Source organism: Leptospiraceae bacterium (genome assembly GCA_016708435.1).
In the GTDB taxonomy this organism is placed as follows: domain Bacteria; phylum Spirochaetota; class Leptospiria; order Leptospirales; family Leptospiraceae; genus UBA2033.
Genome location: JADJFV010000038.1, coordinates 142456 through 162316 on the forward strand (window position 1 = coordinate 142456; position 19861 = coordinate 162316).

The following is a 19861-nucleotide window of genomic DNA, read 5'->3' on the forward strand; positions in this document are numbered from 1 at the left end:
TCGACAGGCTCACCATGACAGCATTGTCAATTAAGATGACGAGAGGAGTAAATTATGAGTATACTTTATGAGGCTATTAGTTCGTTTATTGATTTGAAAGTGAATCGGGAGTGTTTGGTTTCCTGGATTGACAAAGATGCTTTGTTTACTTCGTATATTGACTTGCTTGATGAAGAAATAAAAGCGGGAAATAAAAATACAAATTGGTTCGGTTTCAGGGATCTTTTTTGGAATCTATACTTTCGCTAAACGAGCTTATGCAAGATACAAAGAAGCCGGATTGTCTGGTTTATATTCCTTACATTGGTGCGGATAATATAGATAAGACTCCTTTTTTAGAAGTCCTCAAGTCGTCGATTTCGATTCCCTCTGATGTGAAGGAATTACTCGACCAAGTGAGTGGTGGTTATCTGTCGCCCGATCAACTTAGAAAAGTTAAGTCGAGTCTACCTGCTAACTTCCAACAATTGGAGTCTATTCTATCGGGGGATAATTTGGATTTGTCGATCTTTGAGAGTCCCAAGTCTGTTATCGAATTTGCTAAAAATCTTCTCTCAAATAAAACTACCCTTTTAGATAATGTAGAGAAACATCCGAAAGGAACTCTATTAAAAATGGAAAAAGGATTTGAGAAAACGTTTGGGTATTTTACTGATCTTACTAAAAAAATATTGGGAGAGAGAGACGAGATTGCAGCAAGGACAAGTGAAGATCATAGCATCTTTCGCCTACCGCTTGGTTTTTTTCTTTTAGGTAGAGAATACGTAATGGACTTACAAAATTGTAAGCCTTATTCGGAAGACCTCGTTCGATTGCAAGAGTTAGGCAAACTATACTTACCCGCTATTCAAGAAGTATTAAATCATCTTAGAGATAATGAGCCTTCTGCGTATCATGACCTTTCGAAAGAAATTCAAGGACTGGGTATATTCGGTGAGGAAATTGAAAAGAGAAGTTCTAAAGAACTTGGTTCGATTGATACTTTTTATTTTGAAGACACGGTTCATCAAACAGAGGCATTTCGCTTTCTGAATGGCTATCAATATGAAAAAGCAATTTTACTTCATCGAGATAGACAAAAATCTTTTTGGAAAAAAAATGACCCGCGCGTTTCTGAGTTTTGGAATTGGATAGAGCTAACAGCTAATCTGGCAGATAGCATTACAAAAACAAAACTTTCTTTCCAACAAACAAAATCGCTAGAAGAGGCAATGGAGCGTTATTCGCAAGAATTGTATAAGATTGATAGAGAGTATCGAAGCTTTGGTAATTCCACAGAGGCTCTTATGCAGTCTTCGAGTCAGAACTACAAGGAAGTATCCAATGTTCGAAAGCTGATTCGATTGGAATATTCTGATTGGCTGAATTTAATCAATCATCATTACCAAAGTATTTGTAAGGCTAATGGCTTTTTGCCTACACAGTCTAGACTCCAACAGAGATTCTTTTATCATAATTTTGTGAGTCCACTTCTAGAGCAGGGAAAAACGGCTGTCTTTTTTGTAGATGCTATGCGTTATGAGATTGGGGTTTTGTTAAATGATAAATTACTCGAAGCGGGAATCAAGTCTGTGATTACTCCTATCTATGCGGAGTTACCTACGATTACCTCTGTTGGTATGAATGCGTTAGTTCCTTCAGAGAAGCAAGGTAGCTTAGAGCCCATTTTGGATAAAGACAAAAAATCCATTCGTGGTTTTAAAGCGGGCAATCGACAAGTATCCTCTGTAGAGGACAGACGATTGATTTTAAAAGAAATAAGCCGACGAAATGTAGAGTGGATTACACTAGATGAAATCCATCGCAACTACAAAGAATTAGAGCCTAAACTCAAATCGAGTCAAATTCACTGTTATCCACTCTTTAGAAATTGATGATGCGGGCGAAAATGGATTTTTATCTAAAGGATTTGATTTCTTTGAAGATACGATTTCTAAAATAAAAATTGGAATTGAGAGACTGAGAGAATCAGGGTATGAGAATTTTTCTATTGTTTCCGATCATGGTTTTATCCAATATGAAATTGACTCGGAGCATTCTAGGTCAAGGAGTGAGAGTCCTGTCAGTTTTCGTGGAAGAGGCGTTATGTGATTCAGGAAGATAAGATTACTTCTCCTGAATATTCTGGTGTCAATGGATTCTTTACTCTATTTACATTCTCCATATGACTTAGTTTTTTTAAAAGAGCCTAAAGTGTTTAAGGACGCACCTACAAACAAGGGTTTCTTTCATGGTGGAAATTCTTGCAAGAGCGGATAATCCCTGTTATTACCATTTTGAGTGACTCTAAAAAACAAACACAAATCCCACAAGTCAAGTATGAAATTGAGGCAGAAATTAAACTGAGTAGAGATAGGCATAGTTTAGAACTGCAAGTTGTTTCCAAAAATGACAATGTTTTATTTAAAGAAAATCAAGTTTTGCTCCTTGAATTACACGAAGTAGAAAATGTAAGAATTCGAATTCTACAATCCAATACTGTTAAATTCTTTACCAATGAAGTCGAAGTAGAGCCTAATCGTAAGTATTCACTTGAGTTTGAAGTGATTACTCCAAGTGAATTTGTATTTCAGGAGAAAGCTTCTGTTCGAATTTGGAGTCCCTCTCTGAAAAGTAAAATTGAGCCTTGGATTTCCAATGTGAAAATTCCACTTCGAGGGAACACAAGTGCAAATGTGGAAACAAAAAAAGAGACTGTAATGGAAAAGTGGAGAAAGAGGCTGTCACAAATCTTCCTGCCAACCTGGAGAGTGATATACAGATTATCCTCAAGACCCTCCTTTCGTCTAGCTCAGGTATGATTACAGAAATAGGAATTCATCGAATCTTTGCAGATCCAAGAAAATCAGCAAGAGCTTTACGGCAATTCTCTATTTTCCTCCAAGACCGTTCGAATGAGTTAGAGTTTTCTGTTTCTATTGAATACAGTGGAGAAGGGAAAATTTATAAACTAGGTAATAAATAAAATGAATGACAATACAAAGAAAATGATTTTTGAAGAGCTTCGAAAAGGCACTGTTCCAGAAGAAGGGCATCAGGCATTTGCAGTGGGAATTGAGCCTGTATTGAATGAGTTACAAAGGAATATGGAATCGGTATCTACTGGAGATAAAAAGGAAATATCAAATTTCTGCGAGGCAATTATGGGTGTGGAAAACTTTTATTTCTAAATATGCACTCTCTCTTGCTCGGGAGAAAGGTTTTGTTACTTCCTTTGTTGTTATTTCGCCTAACGACACTCAGTTTCATAATTTTCAAGTTGTCTATCATAAAATCTGTCAGAATTTTCAAACGGAGTCTTCTAAGTCTGTTGGCGTATTGGCTGATGCACTCGATAGATGGTTTGGTAGAATTGAAGATGCTTTGATTCAAACGGAAAAACTAAGTTATGACGATCCCAATTTTGACCAATCTGTGATTCGCCGCTTTGAAACAGAATTAGTTAGTCTGTTAAAGGATGATGTCTCGCAGGACTTTATCTCTGTTATCCGCGCTTACTTCTTTGCAAAACAAGAAGGGGACATTGCTAAGTCCGGTCAACTGCTTTCGTGGTTGTCAGGAAGTCCTAACGTTAGTGCACAGGCTAAGAAGTCTGCTGGTATCAAAGGAGAAATAGATTCAAAAACGGCACTTACTTATTTGAAGGGAATACTAAGTATCCTCAATAGTGCGGGTTACAAGGGTCTTGTGATTGTTCTAGATGAGATGGAAACAATTCTAAGAGAGAGGCGAGATGTAAGAGAAAAGTCGATGACGGGGCTTAGGCAAATCACAGATGCCGTTGAGAGTTTTAAAGGTTCTCTTTGGATATTTACGGGAACAGAAGAATTTTTTGATTCTCCTAAAGGTGTGAAAGGTTTGCAGCCTCTCTATGATCGGATTGGTTTTAAGAAAATTGGGGAATTCGTGAATTTGAGACAACCTCAATTAGAATTAAAACCTTTAAAAGAGGATAGACTTTTAAATATTGCTATTCGGCTAAGAGATATTTACCCCACTGAAAATAAAACAAGAATCAATCAAAAACTAGACAATGATTTTTTAGAATTGTATGTAAAGAAAGTTACAGTAGGGTTTGCGGGGCAAATCGGAGTTGTCCCTAGAAATTTTATTCGTGATTTAATTAACCTATTTGATATAGTTTCTGACAATGAAGAGTTTGATCCAGCGAAAGAATTAAAAATTCCAGACGTTTCACAGGAAGAATTAGAAAGAGCTTCTACTTTAGCCGATGATTCTGAGGAATCTCCTTATATAGAGGTAAGTTTTTAATGACTGCCTTTTCCAGATTTCATCCGAGACTCCAACAACAGATTGTAAATGTTCTAGGTTGGTCAATGCTTAGACCAGTGCAAGAGATTGCGGGTAATACAATACTTGACGGGAAAAACTGTGTTATCCTCGCTCCAACTGCGGGTGGAAAAACGGAATCTTCTTTCTTTCCTGTGATTTCGGAAATTTTAACAAATCCAAGCGAGGGGATACGGGCTATTTATATTTCTCCCCTCAAAGCACTTCTGAATAATCAGGAAGAGAGAATCGAAGCCTATACTAAGATGGTTGGGATTTCCTCTTTTAAATGGCATGGGGATGTAAATCAATCGGAGAGAAAGAATTTCATACAAGAAGCTTCCGAAATTTTACTGACTACACCTGAATCTCTAGAGGCGATGCTTGTATCGACTAAGTTTCCTAGTCAAAAGTTGTTTGCGAACTTGGACTTTATTATCATTGACGAAATACACGCGTTAGCCTCTGTTGATCGGGGCTCTCAGCTTATTTCTATTTTAGAACGGATTAAATTCAAAAGTAAAAGAGACTTTCTTCGAATTGGTCTTTCGGCTACTGTTGGTAATCCGCGCGAGATTTTAGATTGGATGCAGGGTAGTTCTCTGAGAGAAAAGGAGATGGTTGATCCGCCGCGCGAGCCTTCTAAGAAAAATCTATCCATTTTCTTTAATGAAAATAATCCTGAACTTTTAAAAGAATCAGCAAAGCTTACTAAAGAGGGAAAGAGTTTGGTATTCTGTGATTCTAGATCCACTGCTGAATTCTTTGGAACCTATCTCGGCAAACAAGGAATAGACGCTCATGTGCATCACTCTTCTTTATCATTGGAAGAAAGGCAGAGAGCTGAATTAAAATTTGCTAAGAGTAGTAATTCTTGTATTGTTTCTACTTCTACTATGGAGCTTGGAATTGATGTCGGTGACTTGGATAGAGTCTTACAAGTAGAAGCTCCTAGTAGTGTTGCTTCTTTTTTACAAAGAATCGGTAGAACCGGAAGAAGGGCTGGCTCTATTGCTACTATGTCTTTTTTAATTGAGCAGGAGGAGAATTTATTACAAGCAATTGCTCTTGTAGAACTTGCTCGTGCGGGGTGGGTTGAGAAGGTAAGATTTTCCAATCGTATGTGGCATTTGTTATTACAGCAGATAATGGCGATTTTGCTTGAGTATGGTGGAATTAGTCCTGATTCTCTGAGAGAAATTTTATCTAAGCCATACGCATTTTCTGGAATTTCAGTGGAGGAATACGAAGGATTTATACATTACCTAATAGAGAAAGAGTTTATCTTTTTTGCAGACGGGCTTTATTCTATTGGAACAAGTGCGGAAGAGGAATTTGGAAGACGAAATTTTATGAAAATTCTTTCTGTCTTTCAATCTCCTGTTGAATTTCAAGTTGTCACTCTCGCTGAGAGGCTTCTTGGTAGTATCCAAAGAGACTTTGCTGAAAAATTAACTCCGAATGAGAGTAGTTTTATTCTTGGTGGCAAACCGTGGTTAGTCAGACATATTGACTGGAATGGTCTTCGCGTGATAGTGGAAACTGCACCTGCAGGAGCGAAACCTAAATGGTCTGGGTTTTTACCTAGACTTTTGCAATATGAAGTGTCAAGGAAGGTAAGAGAGATTATCCTCTCTTCTGAAGAGTATCCTTATTTAAACCCGAATAGCAAAGAAAAACTGCAAATGATTCGAGAGTCCAATAGAAGTATTCTAACTGGAACGGAACCAATTATTTTTGCGGATGGTCAAGATACGATTATCTATACTTATGCAGGTGGGTATGTAAACTTTACTTTGCGATTTGCTCTTATGCATGAATTGAAAGTGGAGATAGTTACTTCCAATGAATTTATAAAATTTAAAAAAGGTTCTGTTAAAGTGGAAGAAGTTGTTGAGTTGTTTCACAAATTGAAAGATCCTTCGTATTGGGAAGCGGATGAATTAAGAAGTAACCTGGCGAAAAATTTTCCGAATTATAGAATTTCGAAATTCCAACAATACCTTCCTGATAAGTATTCTAAAGAGATTTTGGGGCAAATCCTTTTAGATGTTGTGGCTACTCTGCGTTATCTGAATGAAGTATTGTAATTTTCTATGACCACCAAACCCTCCGGCATCTCAACGCCAACATACAACTCTATCCTAAAAGACATCTCCCTCATCTACGAAAACGCACAAAGTGAAGGAGATGGGAATTGGAACAAAACGACATTATTCGCACATTGGAAGATTGGAGAAAGGATAATCGAAGTCGAACAAGGACAAAAAGAAAGAGCGGCTTACGGCGATATGGTGCTCAAACAATTGTCGAAGGATTTGAATCGAAAATTCGGGAAAGGATTTTCTGATAGGAATCTTCGTTATATGAGAAAGTTCTACCAAGTGTATAAATTGAAGGAAGTGAAAACGCAGTTATCTTGGAGCCATTATCGGGAATTGTTGCTTTTGGATGATTCTGCTGTTAGATTTAAGCTAGAAAATCAGGCGATTAAGGAAGGGTGGTCAAGGGACGATTTACTAAAACGAGTTAAACTTGCCTTAGCCGGTAAGAGTGAAAAAATAGAAGTTAAAAATAAAAATGAGCCAATAAAAGACAGGTTGAAACGACCATTGATGAAGCTGTATTTATACCGCAGTTTGCAAAAATTTTCGTCAGATTTGGAACCGACGGTTCCAAATCTGGATTTAGGCTTTTCAATTCGTTTAAAGGTTAATAAGAGTTATGCGCTAATATCTAATAACGGGAGTGATTTGAGTAAACTCAAAGTAGGCTCAGTGATTGAGTCGAGGAAGAAGGGTAGTTCTTATTACTTTGAGCCAGTCTCTAGCAGCAAAGAGATGTTTACCTACAAGGCTTACTTGGAGCGAGTCGTTGACGGGGATACTTTGCTTGTCAATATTGATTTGGGCTTTTCGGTTTTCATTGAGCAACGACTGCGGCTACGAGGATTAGACGCTCCTGAGCTTGGGACAAGTAAGGGCAATGCCTCGAAGAAGTTTGTTGAGTCGAGGTTGAAGGATTGTGGTTTTTTGATTATTAAAACTCACGGCTCGGACAAATACGATCGTTATTTGGTGGATGTTTTTTATTTAAAAGGTGAGGATAATGAGGATAAGGTTCTGCGGGACGGGATTTTTTTGAACAATGAGATATTGGAAGAAGGATTGGCTTTGTTGGTGTAAAATCCCCCTCTTTCCCCCTTTCGCAAGGGGGATGTTAGTATTAGCCGCTACAGCGGAAGTTCAAAGTTTTTGTAAGAACTCAGAAAAGGTCTTAAATGGAGCATTGGCGAAGTGTTAACGCGAAAGAGCCTGAGTCCGCCCCCATTTCTGATGGAAATGTCTAGCAGACCTTCGCTCCTTCCGCCTGAAGGGCTAACGGAGCTTCGTCGGGCTTTCTTTTCTTTCTTGCTTACTTCTTTCTTTTCTTTTTTATCAAACTGCGACCGAGCGGTTTGGAGTTTGCGCATATTCTCGCGCAAAGGGGGGAAGAAAAGAAAGAAGTAAGAAGATAATCATCCCCCCACGGGAGTGGAGATAATAAAGATCACCCTCGCTGGGAAGCGGTAATAAAAAATAATCCCACTATGGGAATAGAAAGTAAAGAGAATCTCAAAAGTGTGGTTCGATACGCTTGCTCGGATGCTGCTACTTGGTTGGTGAGCTTGTCGAATCCACACCAACCGAGTTGTAAAGTAAATGGATAATAAGGGTTAACCTTATGAAAAGAAAGTCCGACAACGACGATGCGTTAGGGATCGAACGGTGTCATCTTTTTTAATCTTTTTGAAAAAAGATGACAAGAGTGAGAGCCCGACGCGATAAGTCGGTGAAGTTAAGCAATCATGCAGATGATTAAGCAAAAGGAAATAGTCGCGGAACGCCCAGACAAAACGCAGCATCTATCGGTGCAATGATCCTCACAACCGAAGTTACTATCACAGACAAACCTGAGAAAGACGGTGGTGCTGGTGGTGGAATGCCTGGTGGTATGGGCGGAATGGGTGGTATGGGAGGCATGGGCGGAATGATGTAAATCATTCTCGTTCGTGTCGCGCGATGTAGTAAGGACTTGATGAATCAAGTCCCTACGTTAGTCGCTAACGCAAGCCTCACTGGAAACAGTGGGGCTTTTTTTGTTTCTATAGCAAAAATATCGCTCTTATCGAACGGTGATACATCTCACCATAAATAATTCTTTTCACTTTAGTTCGGTAATTTTTTCTAAATGACAGGTGGACTTTATTTTGTTAAAATGATGGTATCTTTACTTGGGTGTTAAAGTAAGGGAATTTTTAGTCTAAAGCGTAAACGAAAGAGTCAATTGCTAAAGACTATCTTGGAATAAAAAATGATTCAATTGCCAGGCTATCAGATTCTTGAAAAATATATGAAGGCAAAAAAATGCAATCTTTAGGGGTATGCATGAAAATCGCTCTGTAATTATAAAGTCCACTTCGTTTGGCTCAATTGCGAGTAAGGAAAACAATCAATTAAAATTTGAATACGAAATTCTAAGTAATTTTCAAAGTCCAAATATTATAAAACCAATTGGATTAGAACAATTTGGAAATAAAGTCTTTTTAATATTGGAAGACATTCATGCTAACTCCCTGGTAGAATTAAGAAAAGAGGATAATATAGATTATTCTGTATTTCTTGACATTGCTCTAAAAATTCTATCTGGACTTTCGGAGATTCACAAACAAAACATCATTCATCACGATATAAAGCCTGAAAATATAATTTATAATTTTCAAACAAAAGAATTGCGAATCATTGATTTTGGAAGCGCAAGTAATTTAAGGAAGCAAGATTCGGTTACTTTCGGAAATTCTTTAAACAGTAAAAATCTTCCCTATCTATCACCAGAAAAACTGGAAGGATGAATCGAACGGTAGATTATCGAACAGACTTTTATTCTTTAGGAGTTACTTTTATAAATTAATAACTTCTAAATTACCATTTACAAATGAACGCTCAATCGAAATGATTCACTCTCATCTTGCCATCACTCCCATTTCCCCTATGAAGTGTCTAACGTTCCAAAGATTCTTTCTCGAATCATTATGAAGTTATTGGAAAAAATCCAGAAGAAAGATATCAAAGTTGCTTTGGGGTAATTCATGATTTACTTCATTGCAAAAAAATTTTAGAGACAAAAGGAGAAAGTTATCTTCGCACAGAGTTGTTTAAGTTGGGCAAGGGAGACTTAACATCTATTTTCGAATTCCAGAAAAGTTATACAGAGAGAAAGCGAAATTTTAGAATTATTTTTACAGTTTAAAAGGTTGAGTCTACGGCAAATCAAAGATAACCTTGATCAGCGGCTATTCAGGTGTAGGCAAATCATCTCTGATACAAGAAATTTATAAACCTATTACTGCTTCACATGGATATTTTTAAGTGGGAAGTTTGAGCAGTTTAATAGAAATATTCCATTCAGTGCAATCATTCAAATTTTTACTAAAATAATTCAAAATCTTCTAGGAGAGAGCAATGAAAGCATAGAAGTATGGAAAAGAAAAATATTAACTGCACTTGAGGCTAATGGCAAAATCATCACGGATATTATTCCAGATCTAGAATATGTCATTGGAAAACAACCAGATTATCAGGAACTAACGGGGCAGGAGAACTTGAATAGATTTTTTATCGTATTTAAAAAATTTATAAATGTATTTACTGCCAAAGAACATCCAATCGCAATCTTCATAGATGATATGCAATGGGCTGATAGTGCATCTTTAAATTTACTCAGTAATATATTAAAAGATTCTAATATGCGATATTTCTACATCATGCTTGCCTATCGATACAATGAATTGAATTCTACTCATCCTTTCTCTCAAATGCTCATTAATTTAAAGGAAGAGGGTATTCAAATTGAAGAAATCCATTTGCAGGCTCTAAAAATTGATAGCGTTGCAACGATGCTATCCGATACATTACATCTTCCAACTAACAGAGTTAATCTTCTCGCTACAATTCTATTTCAAAAGACTTACGGGAATCCTTTTTTCCTTGTAGAGTTGCTCAAAATGTTATATGCAAATAAAAATATCTATTATGATGAAAATAAGAAAATTTGGAAATGGAATATTGAAGAAATTAAGAAACTTCAAATTTCTGATAATGTTATAGAGCTTTTGATTCATAAGATTCAGACATTACCAAAAGATGCACAATACCTTTTAAAGCTTGCTTCCTGCGTAGGAAATATTTTTGATTTAGAAACATTAGCAATTATCAGTAATCGTAAACCAAATGAAATATTATCAATACTTAAAGTTGCCATCGAAGAGGAGTTAATCAAGATTATCCAAAACAATCATCAAATCTTATTTAATGTAAACGATGAAAATAAGGATATTATTGGAATAAGTTTTCAATTTCAGCATGATAAAGTAGAGCAAGCCTGCTTTGAAAAATTGACATTCCAGAAAGAAATCGGATACGGTTTACAATTGGTAACCTCCTTCTTGATGCGGATTTGCTTTCTGAGAATGATGACAGGTTATTTGAAATTATCGGTTATCTAAATTCAGGGTATCATATTATTACGAAGGAAGCAGAAAAATGTAATCTCTTAGAATTAAATCTTAGAGCATCCCTGCAAAGCAAAATCTTCAGCGGCATACAATGCATCCCTTGAATTCTTAAGTATTGCCATTTCATTATTTTCAGAGAAGTATTGGATTGAGAAATATTCACTTGCATTCACTTTATTTTCGAATACTCGGAAACTATTTATCTAACGGGTAATTTGGATTTGTCGATTGAAACGATTCTAGCAACAATTCCAAAATGTATAAATGATATTGATAAAGGAAAATTTTACAATCTGTTGTTAATCATCTATTCCATTCAGGGAAATTTTAAAGCCTCCTATGAGATTATGATTAAGTCTTTATCAATGTTTGGAATTGAAATTGGAAGGAAAAGACAGTAATGAATTATTTTTAAATGAAGTAGAAAAGATAAAACAAAAAATGGGAAATAGATCTTATTCTGATTTAATTCATCTTCCTTTGAATGAAGATCCAACTCAAGAACTGATTAATACAATCTTAATTGGTTCTGCTGCGACTACCTATCAGTATGTTCCCCAACTATTTCCATTCCTTGGTGCAAAACTAGTGAATATTTATCTTGAATATGGAAATATGAAAGATTCTTACGGTTATTCTGCCTATGGTATCGTAGTGGGGGCTTTCTTTGGTGATTATCGTGCGGCTTATCAATGTATATCGTTAGCTTACGATATAAGTATAAAATACAATAATCTTTCTTCTAAAACAAAAGCATCAAATATATTGGCTAATTATGGTAATCCTTTCGCGCATCCGCTTAAGCTTTCCGAGAAAATTAATCTAGCTGGAATTAATTCAGCTTTAGATTCCGGGGAATTTGAGCATGGAGGCTATTGTCTTGCAAATCATCCTGTAATTCTATTCCTAGAGGAGCCTCTTATTAAAATTAAAGATCTGCTACCCGAACAATTTTCTCTTGCGAAAACTTTTAATCATTCTATCGCATTCGATATTTTAAAATCTGTAGAGTTTATTTGTGAAATTTTAATCGAGGAAGCAGAAGATGAGAAAGAACTCTTAGAGAAAGAGAAAGTATTTGTCGATTCTTTTTCAGAGAAAAATGCTAATTGGCCTTTCGCGATTTACAAAGTAATAAAGCAATTCTCTAACTTTTGTATGGGCTTATACGAATTATGTTTGCAGGAAACAGATGAGGTAGAAAAACTTCTTCCTTATATCAGTGGAACGCCCTATGTTGTGGAGCATAAGTTTATTCAGTCTTTGGTTTATACAAAGCAATACAATTCTTTATCGGAAGTAGAAAAGAAAATTTGTTTAGAAGCGTTAAATAAGAATTTGACGCAAATGAAAGTTTGGGCAAATTCTTGTCCTGAAAATTATTTGCATCAAGTTCAGTTAATAGAAGCAGAGCAGTTTCGTATTAACGGAGATCTATGGAATGCTCTTAACTTCTACGATTTGGCAATTGAAAATGCTAAAGATCAGGGCTTTATACAAAATGCAGCGCTTGCAAATGAGTTGGCCGGTATAATACTATTAGACGCTGGTAATTTTAAATTAGCCGCACCTTATTTGATAGATGCTTTTAATTTGTATGAAGCATGGGGCGCAAACAAAAAACTTTTTCTCTTAAAAGAGAATTATTTTGTCAGGCTAAAGGAGTTAGAGTTCTTGAAGATAGGTTCTGCCTTCTATAAAGCCTATAAGTCTTCTGAAGATATTTACTCCACCGATGCAGTCGAACAAATTGATTTACAAACAATGATTCAGGCTACACATGCAATTTCTAGCGAGAAGGACTTTGATTTACTATTAAAGATTGTAATGAGAATTCTATTGGAAAATTCCGGTGCAGATAAGGGCGTGATTTTAACCGTTGATAATCAACAGGCAGAAATTAAATTCGTAAATGAACTTGCCTGTCTTATTCTAAATCATGAATACAAATTTAATAAATCAAAAACTACTGAGCTTGCGAACTCTGTTTTAAACAGTGCCTTCAGAACAAAGCAACTAGTCTTATTGGATAATGCGTATATGGATGGGATATTTACAAATGATCCTTATATCCAGAAGAATCATTCTAAGTCTATTCTTTGTTATCCGATATTTAACCAGAACAAAATTCGTGGGATTGTTTATTTGGAGAACACTTTAGCGACTAACGTATTTACAAAAGACCGAATTCATATTTTAAATTTATTGTCAACACAGATTGCCATATCCATTGAAAATACAAAGTTTATAAAACAATTAGATGAGTCCAAGAAAAAAGCAGAAGAAGCAAATGTGATCAAGTCTAATTTTATAGCAAACATAAGCCATGAAATTAGAACTCCAATGAATGGAATTATGGGAATGAAGTCTTTACTCGAAGGAACAAATTTAGACGAAGAACAACGAGAATATTTGCGCAATATCGGTGTTAGCTCTGAATCTTTGTTAGTCATACTAAATGATATTCTTGATATTTCAAAAATTGAATCAGGAAAAATAGAAATTGAAAATATCTCATTTGAATTAAAGCAATTAGTAGAAGATTCGATTAATGTAATAAAAAGCCGCATTACAGAAAAAAAATTGAACTTTGAATTTCAGTATGATCCTGCCCTTTCTAAATACATTATTTCGGATATGGCAAGGTTACGGCAAATTCTTATTAACCTTTTAAGCAATGCTGTTAAGTTTACCTTTTTCGGGAAAATTGAACTTTGTGTTCAATTGATTGGAAGAATGGATAAATATATTATAATAGAATTTTCGGTAAAGGATACAGGGATTGGTATTGAAGAATCGAAATTGGAAAAAATATTCGAACCTTTTATTCAAGCGGATAATTCTATTACCCGAAAATATGGAGGAACTGGACTAGGACTTTCTATTTCAAAGAATCTTGCCAATTTATTAGGAGGAGAACTTAGTGTTAAATCAGAATTAGGCGTTGGAAGTATTTTTACACTTCGGATGAAAGTTTTATTTCATGATAATTTTGAATCTATTTCAAATTCTGAAAAGACATTGCAGGCAACGGAAGAAGAGTCTACTAAAAAGATTTCTATTTTATTAGCAGAAGATAACTTAATGAATCAAAAAGTAATTGTTCGATTGCTTCAAAAAATGGGATTTGACGTAGACTACATTGCGACCAATGGAATAGAAGCAATCAATATCTTTTATGAAAAGCAAATAGATATTATCCTCATGGACATTCAAATGCCAGAAATGGATGGAATAGAAGCAACCAAGTTTATAAGAAGTAAATTCCAGGAAATAAAACAACCCATCATCATTGCCCTGACTGCGAATGCAATGGTTGGTGATCGAGAAAAATACATTGAAGCAGGAATGAATGATTATATCAGTAAACCCGTTACGCCTAACGATTTAAAAGAAAAGCTGACTTTCTGGAAAGGAAAAGTGTGATTTGCCACAGAGGCACAGAGACACGGAGAGTTTTGTAAAGAGTTTGGTTTTCAAAAAAATAATTATTAGACAGGATTAGTAAGATTGATAGGTTACAAAGAGAGTTTACTTGTGCACATAACTCCTTTGTCATTTCTCTGTGTCTCAGTGCCTCTGTGGCAGATATTTAATTTTTAACTCACAGATTGAACGACTGTTCTTACTAGTTCGGGGATAACAGGGAGTAAGTCCTCGGGGGATTGAAAGTGTCGGGCGAAGGTTGCTTCTTTTTGGAACAAATCAAAGTAGTCTTGCTTTTGGGAGTCGATGTTAAAATAAATCAATTTAATTCCCGAGTTGATTACTTCGCGCATTGCGATGAGAGTGTCGTCTAATGCGTCTTTGCCGGAGTAGTTGTCTGCACTCGGTCTACCATCTGTTATCAAATAAAAATATTTCATCTCTGCATTACTTTCTAAAAGAGTAGAGTGAATATAACGTATAAAATCTCCATCTCTATTGGCAGAGTCAGACACAAAAGAAGAAACAGACTCAATCGTTTCAGCCTTATAAATATTGGTCGAAGTTGCAGAGTTAAACGCGTATATGTTTACATTCTTTGTGATATAAGATAGTGCCTGTGCAAATATCATCGCAAATGCTTTTTCAATATCTAGGATTGTATCATACTGCATCATCTCTTTAGGCGTAAGATCAAGCATGATGACAGGCATTCCATTTACCATTTTAGGAGTTCCCGTCTTGTTGATTGGTTGAATGAGCATATCCGTCGAGCCACTAATATCTAGACCAATGATAATTTCTACCGAGCGAGTGTTCTCTCTAAAAATATCTAAGAACTCAACAGAGCCAATACGAGAAGGGTCACTTAAAATTTCTATGAGCAACTCCATATTTAACTCTCCTTCAAACGAAGAAGTGTCCTGCATTTCTTGCACTGTAGGAAGAAGAGCGGATAATTCCCGTAATACTTGCTGTGAGATATACTGCCACTTTCTAAATTTCTTCATATAAAAAGAATCAATATCTCTTACTCTAAATTCTTTTAACTCGGTCAGTCTAGTTCTAGACTTTGTCTTGGGGTCAATCGAGTATATCCGCTTAGTGCGAGGCTTCGGATTTTTCTTTTTGCCTTCTTTCTTTTGTGGTTCATCGTCTTCGTCTAAATCAGAATCGGAGTCTTTTGATTTGCCTTTATCTTTTTTTCTCTTTTGATTCTCTGCTATTAAATCATCTGCCTTGGTGCGATGCGACAAATCAATAGTGCCCGCTTGTGAATACTGTTCCCCTAATTGCTCTCGTAAAATGTCTTCTTTGTATTGCTGAATTTTATTTGTAAGACCGGGTGCTAATTGCAAGACCTTCTTCGTCTTCCATTAATTCCGAGAATACCGGCAATTTATTTCTCTCTAAGAAAGCTCTTGGATTTTCATTGTATTCTTTGTAGAGTGCATCTAACTCTTCCTGGTTAAGCGGTCTTTGCCCCTCGCCGTTTTCAGACTCAAAAGAATGAAGTCCCGTTGGAAAATATTCAGGGGAAGCAAGACTTGCAAGGGCTGTATCAGGCCAGTATTTTAAAATTTCATAAAGCTCGCGCGATACCGGATAGGCAGAGAGTGGATTTCCAATATCAATTGACTTTAGTCTTGTGATAAAATATTCTACCATGTCTTTAAGATTACTAAACCTTCCCGAATAAAGACCTGAATTCATCAATTCAGAAATTGATTTTTGATAACTCGCTTGGCTCTTCGCAAGATCGTTGTTACCCGCTGCTTCATCCATGATGTAAAAAACTAGATTCATCGCTAGATTTTCAGGATTGCGTAGATTCATAAAGGTGAAGTATTCATTCATTGTATGAAGGAGTTCTTCTATTTGTGGATGTGCTTTGATTTTTACTAAGAAGGATTCAATTCTAAAGTCTTCCATCGCGTTCATGATAATTCTAAACAGGCTTGGCTTTTCTAATTTTGAAAGATAATACGACAAATCAAATTTAAAACTACCCCCGATGATATGTCCGCATTCATGCAAGGCTAACGCGATGTATATCGTTAGATTTCGATTCTGTTCAATTGGATGAAGTGGATCGGAAAAATAACTGATGAACGGAGGGAGAAATATCGATTTGCCGTCGGTATAGGCTCCTAAGTCTCCTTCTAGAATTGAAATAGAGCCAACGAGTGGCAGGACAACTGCGTGCGCGTGAGGGGAAGCAATTTCTAGACTGATGCGATACCAATAGTCAGGAAGAATAGCTTCATTCATTCTCTCAGGCGCAGTCTTAAATACTTCCATGAAAGATTCATAGTAAGGAATGAAATTTTCCTTTGAAATGGTTTCTAACGCAGTATAAAGATTATCCTCCATCTTAATACTGATGGCAGCGCTTTCTAATTCTTTTAAACCAAACTCATATTCGGTAAACTTAGCATAGAAGGGGAGGTGGATAATAAAACGTAGCCTTTCTAGGACTGGATTGTGAATGAGTGTTATGTCTTTGAGTCTACCCTTAGCCGCTAGAGGAATTTCATCTAAGTATTTGCAGATATAAGCATGATCGTCATCGCAATACCTTGTCATCTTCATGCCTCTCTCATTTTTTACCTGACCGAGTGAAATAAAAATATACTCATAAAAAGTAAATCGCATGAATTCTAGTTCTACTCTTTGCGAGTTTGTTTCTTTTTTTAACCAATCAAAGAAAACACTTCTTCGCTTCACAAAACTTCTATCTACTTTTAGGGTAAGTAAAAGTCTTAATACAACTTTATAGAGTTTAGTTTCAAACTTTTTAAACTCCATCTCGGCTACAGCATTGATTATATTCTTGATGAGGAATTTCTGAGTAGCCGCATCTTCTCCGTAATAATCGCGAATCGCTAAAAACGGAGGAGAATTTAAGATTGTAAATATCTGGGGGATTTTGTATTTATTTAGACTTAAGGTTGCATCCCAGACAAAGGATTGCATTTCATTTTTCGGATTCCCATAATTCTGTAGAAATTGTTTAAACTCTTTTAGTTTATCTTCGGGGAGAATCTTCATTACCTCCCAGAGAGACAGGAGTCTTTTAAATATTTCTCTTTCATAACTCGACTTTGCACTCACTGTCTTCTCAGGATAACGAGTAGAAACCAACCGAAGCAATTGCAAAAAGAAAAGAGGATTCTTTAGATTCTGAAAGGCTCCGAATAGTTCCATTGTAAATTCTTTCCAGGCAGATTCATTTACTGAAGTAAAAATAAAACGATAGACGACAGGGTCTAAGAAATACTTTGTCATTTCCATTGTATCATTTATATTGCGAGCGGCTAAGAAGTAGTTGACTAACTTATTTGCTAAGTCCTGGAATACTTCTTCAATTGGTTTGTAATTAGTTCTAAGTAAGAACCATCTATCACTCGAGCAATAGCTTAGATAATCACTCAGTAGCTCTGGCTTTTGTTCGCCTACTGCAAAGAAACCTCTCTCGAATACTTCGTATCCTTCTTTGTCAATGGGGACTACATAAAAGACTGACTCCATTTGCCTGTATTCTTTAGAAGACATACTGTTTGCAATCTGACTTAAAGTAGAAGGAGGGATTTCTAGAAGACAACGTCTAAGGATAGTTTTTAATACTCCCTCTAATCTACCGGGTGAAGAGCTTTTTCTGCGGGTTAGAAATTTCTGAAATCCTTCTTCCTTTAATAGCTCTTCAAGGAGGTAAAGACGATTTTCCTCAAATAGATCGCTTGCAACTAGGTAAAATAATTCAACTGCTCCCGAGAAATTATCCGAGAGAATTTTCTTTGTTTCGGGAGAAAGTAGACTTGCTAGTTTTTTCTTATCCATTTTGACGAAGGAGTGAGTCGGTAAGCATTTTTGTATTGTATTTAGCTGTGTCTGCGAATAGTCTCATATTTTTAGCAATGAGAGAGACTAGCGAATAAGTGGTATTTTCCCGTAGCTTTTTATTTCTAAACTGTCCGTAGCAGATTTGATCAATTACAATTCTCACAGCATAAGACTGCGCCAAATAACGATTCCACCCTCTGTTGATTAATTCATAATAGGACTTGAGCGCTGCCACTTCAATACGCGTAGAGCTTTCATGTAAACTGAGTAGCTCTAAGTCTTCTTTTTCTTTTAAGTCCGCAAGACCGATTTTTTTTAAGAGCGGAGACTCTCCCGTATGCGCAAGAGAGAGAAGTAACTCGGTAAACCTTGAAATCATTCTGGCTAATTCCTGCTCGGAGAAAGCGTTAGCTGCTAGAGTCTCCAAGTCTTGCTTTTGATTGGGAGAATTCGATTGGAAAATGCTTGTCTTATCGTAACATCGGTAGATATAAGCAGGAGTTTCTTTCTCTGCGGCTCCGGTAAAGAAATCATACCAGGAAATTTTTCCATCACTCGCTTCTTCTCCTCTGTAGAATTTTAAATTCTCACCGACTGCTCTCCAATCCAGTTTAATTCCAAACTGTGAGTCCATTATCTTTGTTCCGGGTAATCCTGATTTGGCTTTACTCGAAGCGACTAGGGCTTTAAAGTCTGCGCTCCATCTATCATAATGTAAATGCACAAAGCGATCCGCAACCGATTCTTCTAAGTCTCTAGATACCATATTATTTGTCGGATTATACGAAATAGCCCCCCAGAAACCTTTTTGGGCTTGGATCATCATTCCATCCATTCTATCTATTGCGGCTCTGTCATCAAAAGCAGAGTTCATTCTTTTTTGCACATCTTCTTTTAATAGATTAAATTCATCTCCGTAAAAGATTGTCCCTTCAAGCATAGCACGAACGAGTGGTCCGTTTTCCTGTGCGGTTACACTGACTCCATCTTGCGAAGTAAGAATCGGAAAAGAAATAATATGAGACTCAGTAGTTCTAGAAGAGCAAGTCTTTGTATAAACTTGTTTCCCAAGTATATTTGAAATTTCTAATATACTTTGTGTTTTACCTACACCCGGCGGACCGTCAATCGCTACATGCAGTCCTAATTTATAAGCAAGCAGAAGTCTCTGGAGTTCGTCGAGTCCTTCGTAGCTTACTTGGTTTGCGACATAGAATTTTTTATCACCTGTTCCATTGCTAGATGCTTTTGGTTTAGCGGATAACACTAATTTATCGCGAATACTCTCTACTCTTTTCTGAAAGGATTTTTCGGATTGGAGAGAAGTTCTTTGAGCTATGATATCTAACGCTTTTTTCTTATCCAGACTAGCTTTTGCGAACTCGGCTAGAAGTAATTCCATGCCTGATTGAACCAGATTCTCATCCGAGAGTAACGCAGAATATAAATACAAAACCATATCCTGCACGTCTTTAGCGTCACCCGGTAGATACAAGGACTTTGCGGCTAGTTTCCACGAATTTGTCCATTGACCTAAAGTTTCAGTGGGAATATTTAATTCTCGAACGCTATTTACAAAGCTTTTCTTTTCTGTGATCTTAACAGTCTTGTCTGTGGAAAGAAGAGTCAGAATGTTTTTCAGAAATATCTCCTGTTGCATCGGTTTGTCTAAATTCATTCCTCGATTTATTATTTCTTTGTCAATTTTGTCTAGGAAAATTCAATTACCGTGTTGCAACCTGAAACTGA

14 protein-coding genes are annotated in these 19861 nt (G+C 36.4%); 11 read left to right on the forward strand and 3 right to left on the reverse strand.

All coding sequences use genetic code 11. From position 1 onward, the window contains the following. The first annotated feature begins 54 nt into the window (after nt 1–54). The 11 genes from IPH52_28530 (at nt 55) to IPH52_28580 (ending at nt 14269) form a co-directional block, all read left to right on the forward strand. Nucleotides 55–249, forward strand: a complete 195-nt coding sequence (locus IPH52_28530) for a hypothetical protein (protein ID MBK7058929.1) — start codon at nt 55–57, stop codon at nt 247–249. Next, the gene (locus tag IPH52_28535) at nt 228–1874 is read left to right on the forward strand and encodes a PglZ domain-containing protein (GenBank protein ID MBK7058930.1); all 1647 of its coding nucleotides are present in this window, start codon (nt 228–230) and stop codon (nt 1872–1874) included. The genes IPH52_28530 and IPH52_28535 overlap by 22 nt, the downstream gene beginning before the upstream one ends. A gap of 369 nt (nt 1875–2243) precedes the next feature. After that, nucleotides 2244–2801: a hypothetical protein gene (locus tag IPH52_28540; GenBank protein ID MBK7058931.1), complete on the forward strand. Its 558-nt coding sequence runs from the start codon at nt 2244–2246 to the stop codon at nt 2799–2801. Beyond that, the gene (locus IPH52_28545) at nt 2798–2965 is read left to right on the forward strand and encodes a hypothetical protein (GenBank protein MBK7058932.1); all 168 of its coding nucleotides are present in this window, start codon (nt 2798–2800) and stop codon (nt 2963–2965) included. The genes IPH52_28540 and IPH52_28545 overlap by 4 nt, the downstream gene beginning before the upstream one ends. Before the next feature lies 1 nt (nt 2966). Beyond that, nucleotides 2967–3170: a DUF2791 family P-loop domain-containing protein gene (locus IPH52_28550; GenBank protein MBK7058933.1), complete on the forward strand. Its 204-nt coding sequence runs from the start codon at nt 2967–2969 to the stop codon at nt 3168–3170. Continuing rightward, on the forward strand, nt 3148–4272 hold the full coding sequence (gene brxD / locus IPH52_28555) for a BREX system ATP-binding protein BrxD (GenBank protein ID MBK7058934.1): 1125 nt from the start codon (nt 3148–3150) through the stop codon (nt 4270–4272). Before IPH52_28550 ends, brxD begins: the two co-directional genes overlap by 23 nt. After that, complete coding sequence (locus IPH52_28560; GenBank protein MBK7058935.1) at nt 4272–6380, forward strand: DEAD/DEAH box helicase; 2109 nt, start codon at nt 4272–4274, stop codon at nt 6378–6380. Before brxD ends, IPH52_28560 begins: the two co-directional genes overlap by 1 nt. A 6-nt stretch (nt 6381–6386) precedes the next feature. Further along, nucleotides 6387–7475, forward strand: a complete 1089-nt coding sequence (locus IPH52_28565; GenBank protein ID MBK7058936.1) for a thermonuclease family protein — start codon at nt 6387–6389, stop codon at nt 7473–7475. A gap of 1238 nt (nt 7476–8713) precedes the next feature. Then, nucleotides 8714–9181, forward strand: a complete 468-nt coding sequence (locus tag IPH52_28570; GenBank protein ID MBK7058937.1) for a protein kinase — start codon at nt 8714–8716, stop codon at nt 9179–9181. A gap of 507 nt (nt 9182–9688) precedes the next feature. After that, nucleotides 9689–10834 carry an AAA family ATPase gene (locus IPH52_28575; GenBank protein ID MBK7058938.1) on the forward strand — a complete coding sequence of 382 codons (1146 nt, stop codon included), beginning with the start codon at nt 9689–9691 and terminating at the stop codon, nt 10832–10834. A 390-nt stretch (nt 10835–11224) separates the two neighbouring features. Further along, complete coding sequence (locus IPH52_28580) at nt 11225–14269, forward strand: response regulator (GenBank protein MBK7058939.1); 3045 nt, start codon at nt 11225–11227, stop codon at nt 14267–14269. A gap of 173 nt (nt 14270–14442) precedes the next feature. Here IPH52_28580 and IPH52_28585 read toward each other — a convergent pair whose 3' ends face one another. Genes IPH52_28585 through IPH52_28595 form a run of 3 tightly spaced genes read right to left on the reverse strand, consistent with a single transcriptional unit; the run spans nt 14443 to nt 19790 of the window. Next, nucleotides 14443–15627 carry a hypothetical protein gene (locus IPH52_28585; protein ID MBK7058940.1) on the reverse strand — a complete coding sequence of 395 codons (1185 nt, stop codon included), beginning with the start codon at nt 15625–15627 and terminating at the stop codon, nt 14443–14445. Continuing rightward, nucleotides 15599–18109, reverse strand: coding sequence for a hypothetical protein (locus IPH52_28590; GenBank protein MBK7058941.1), 2511 nt, complete (start codon nt 18107–18109; stop codon nt 15599–15601). The genes IPH52_28585 and IPH52_28590 overlap by 29 nt, the downstream gene beginning before the upstream one ends. Beyond that, nucleotides 18102–19790 (reverse strand): AAA family ATPase, encoded by a 1689-nt coding sequence (locus IPH52_28595; protein ID MBK7058942.1) that lies wholly within the window; start codon nt 19788–19790, stop codon nt 18102–18104. Before IPH52_28595 ends, IPH52_28590 begins: the two co-directional genes overlap by 8 nt. Nucleotides 19791–19861: the final 71 nt, after the last annotated feature.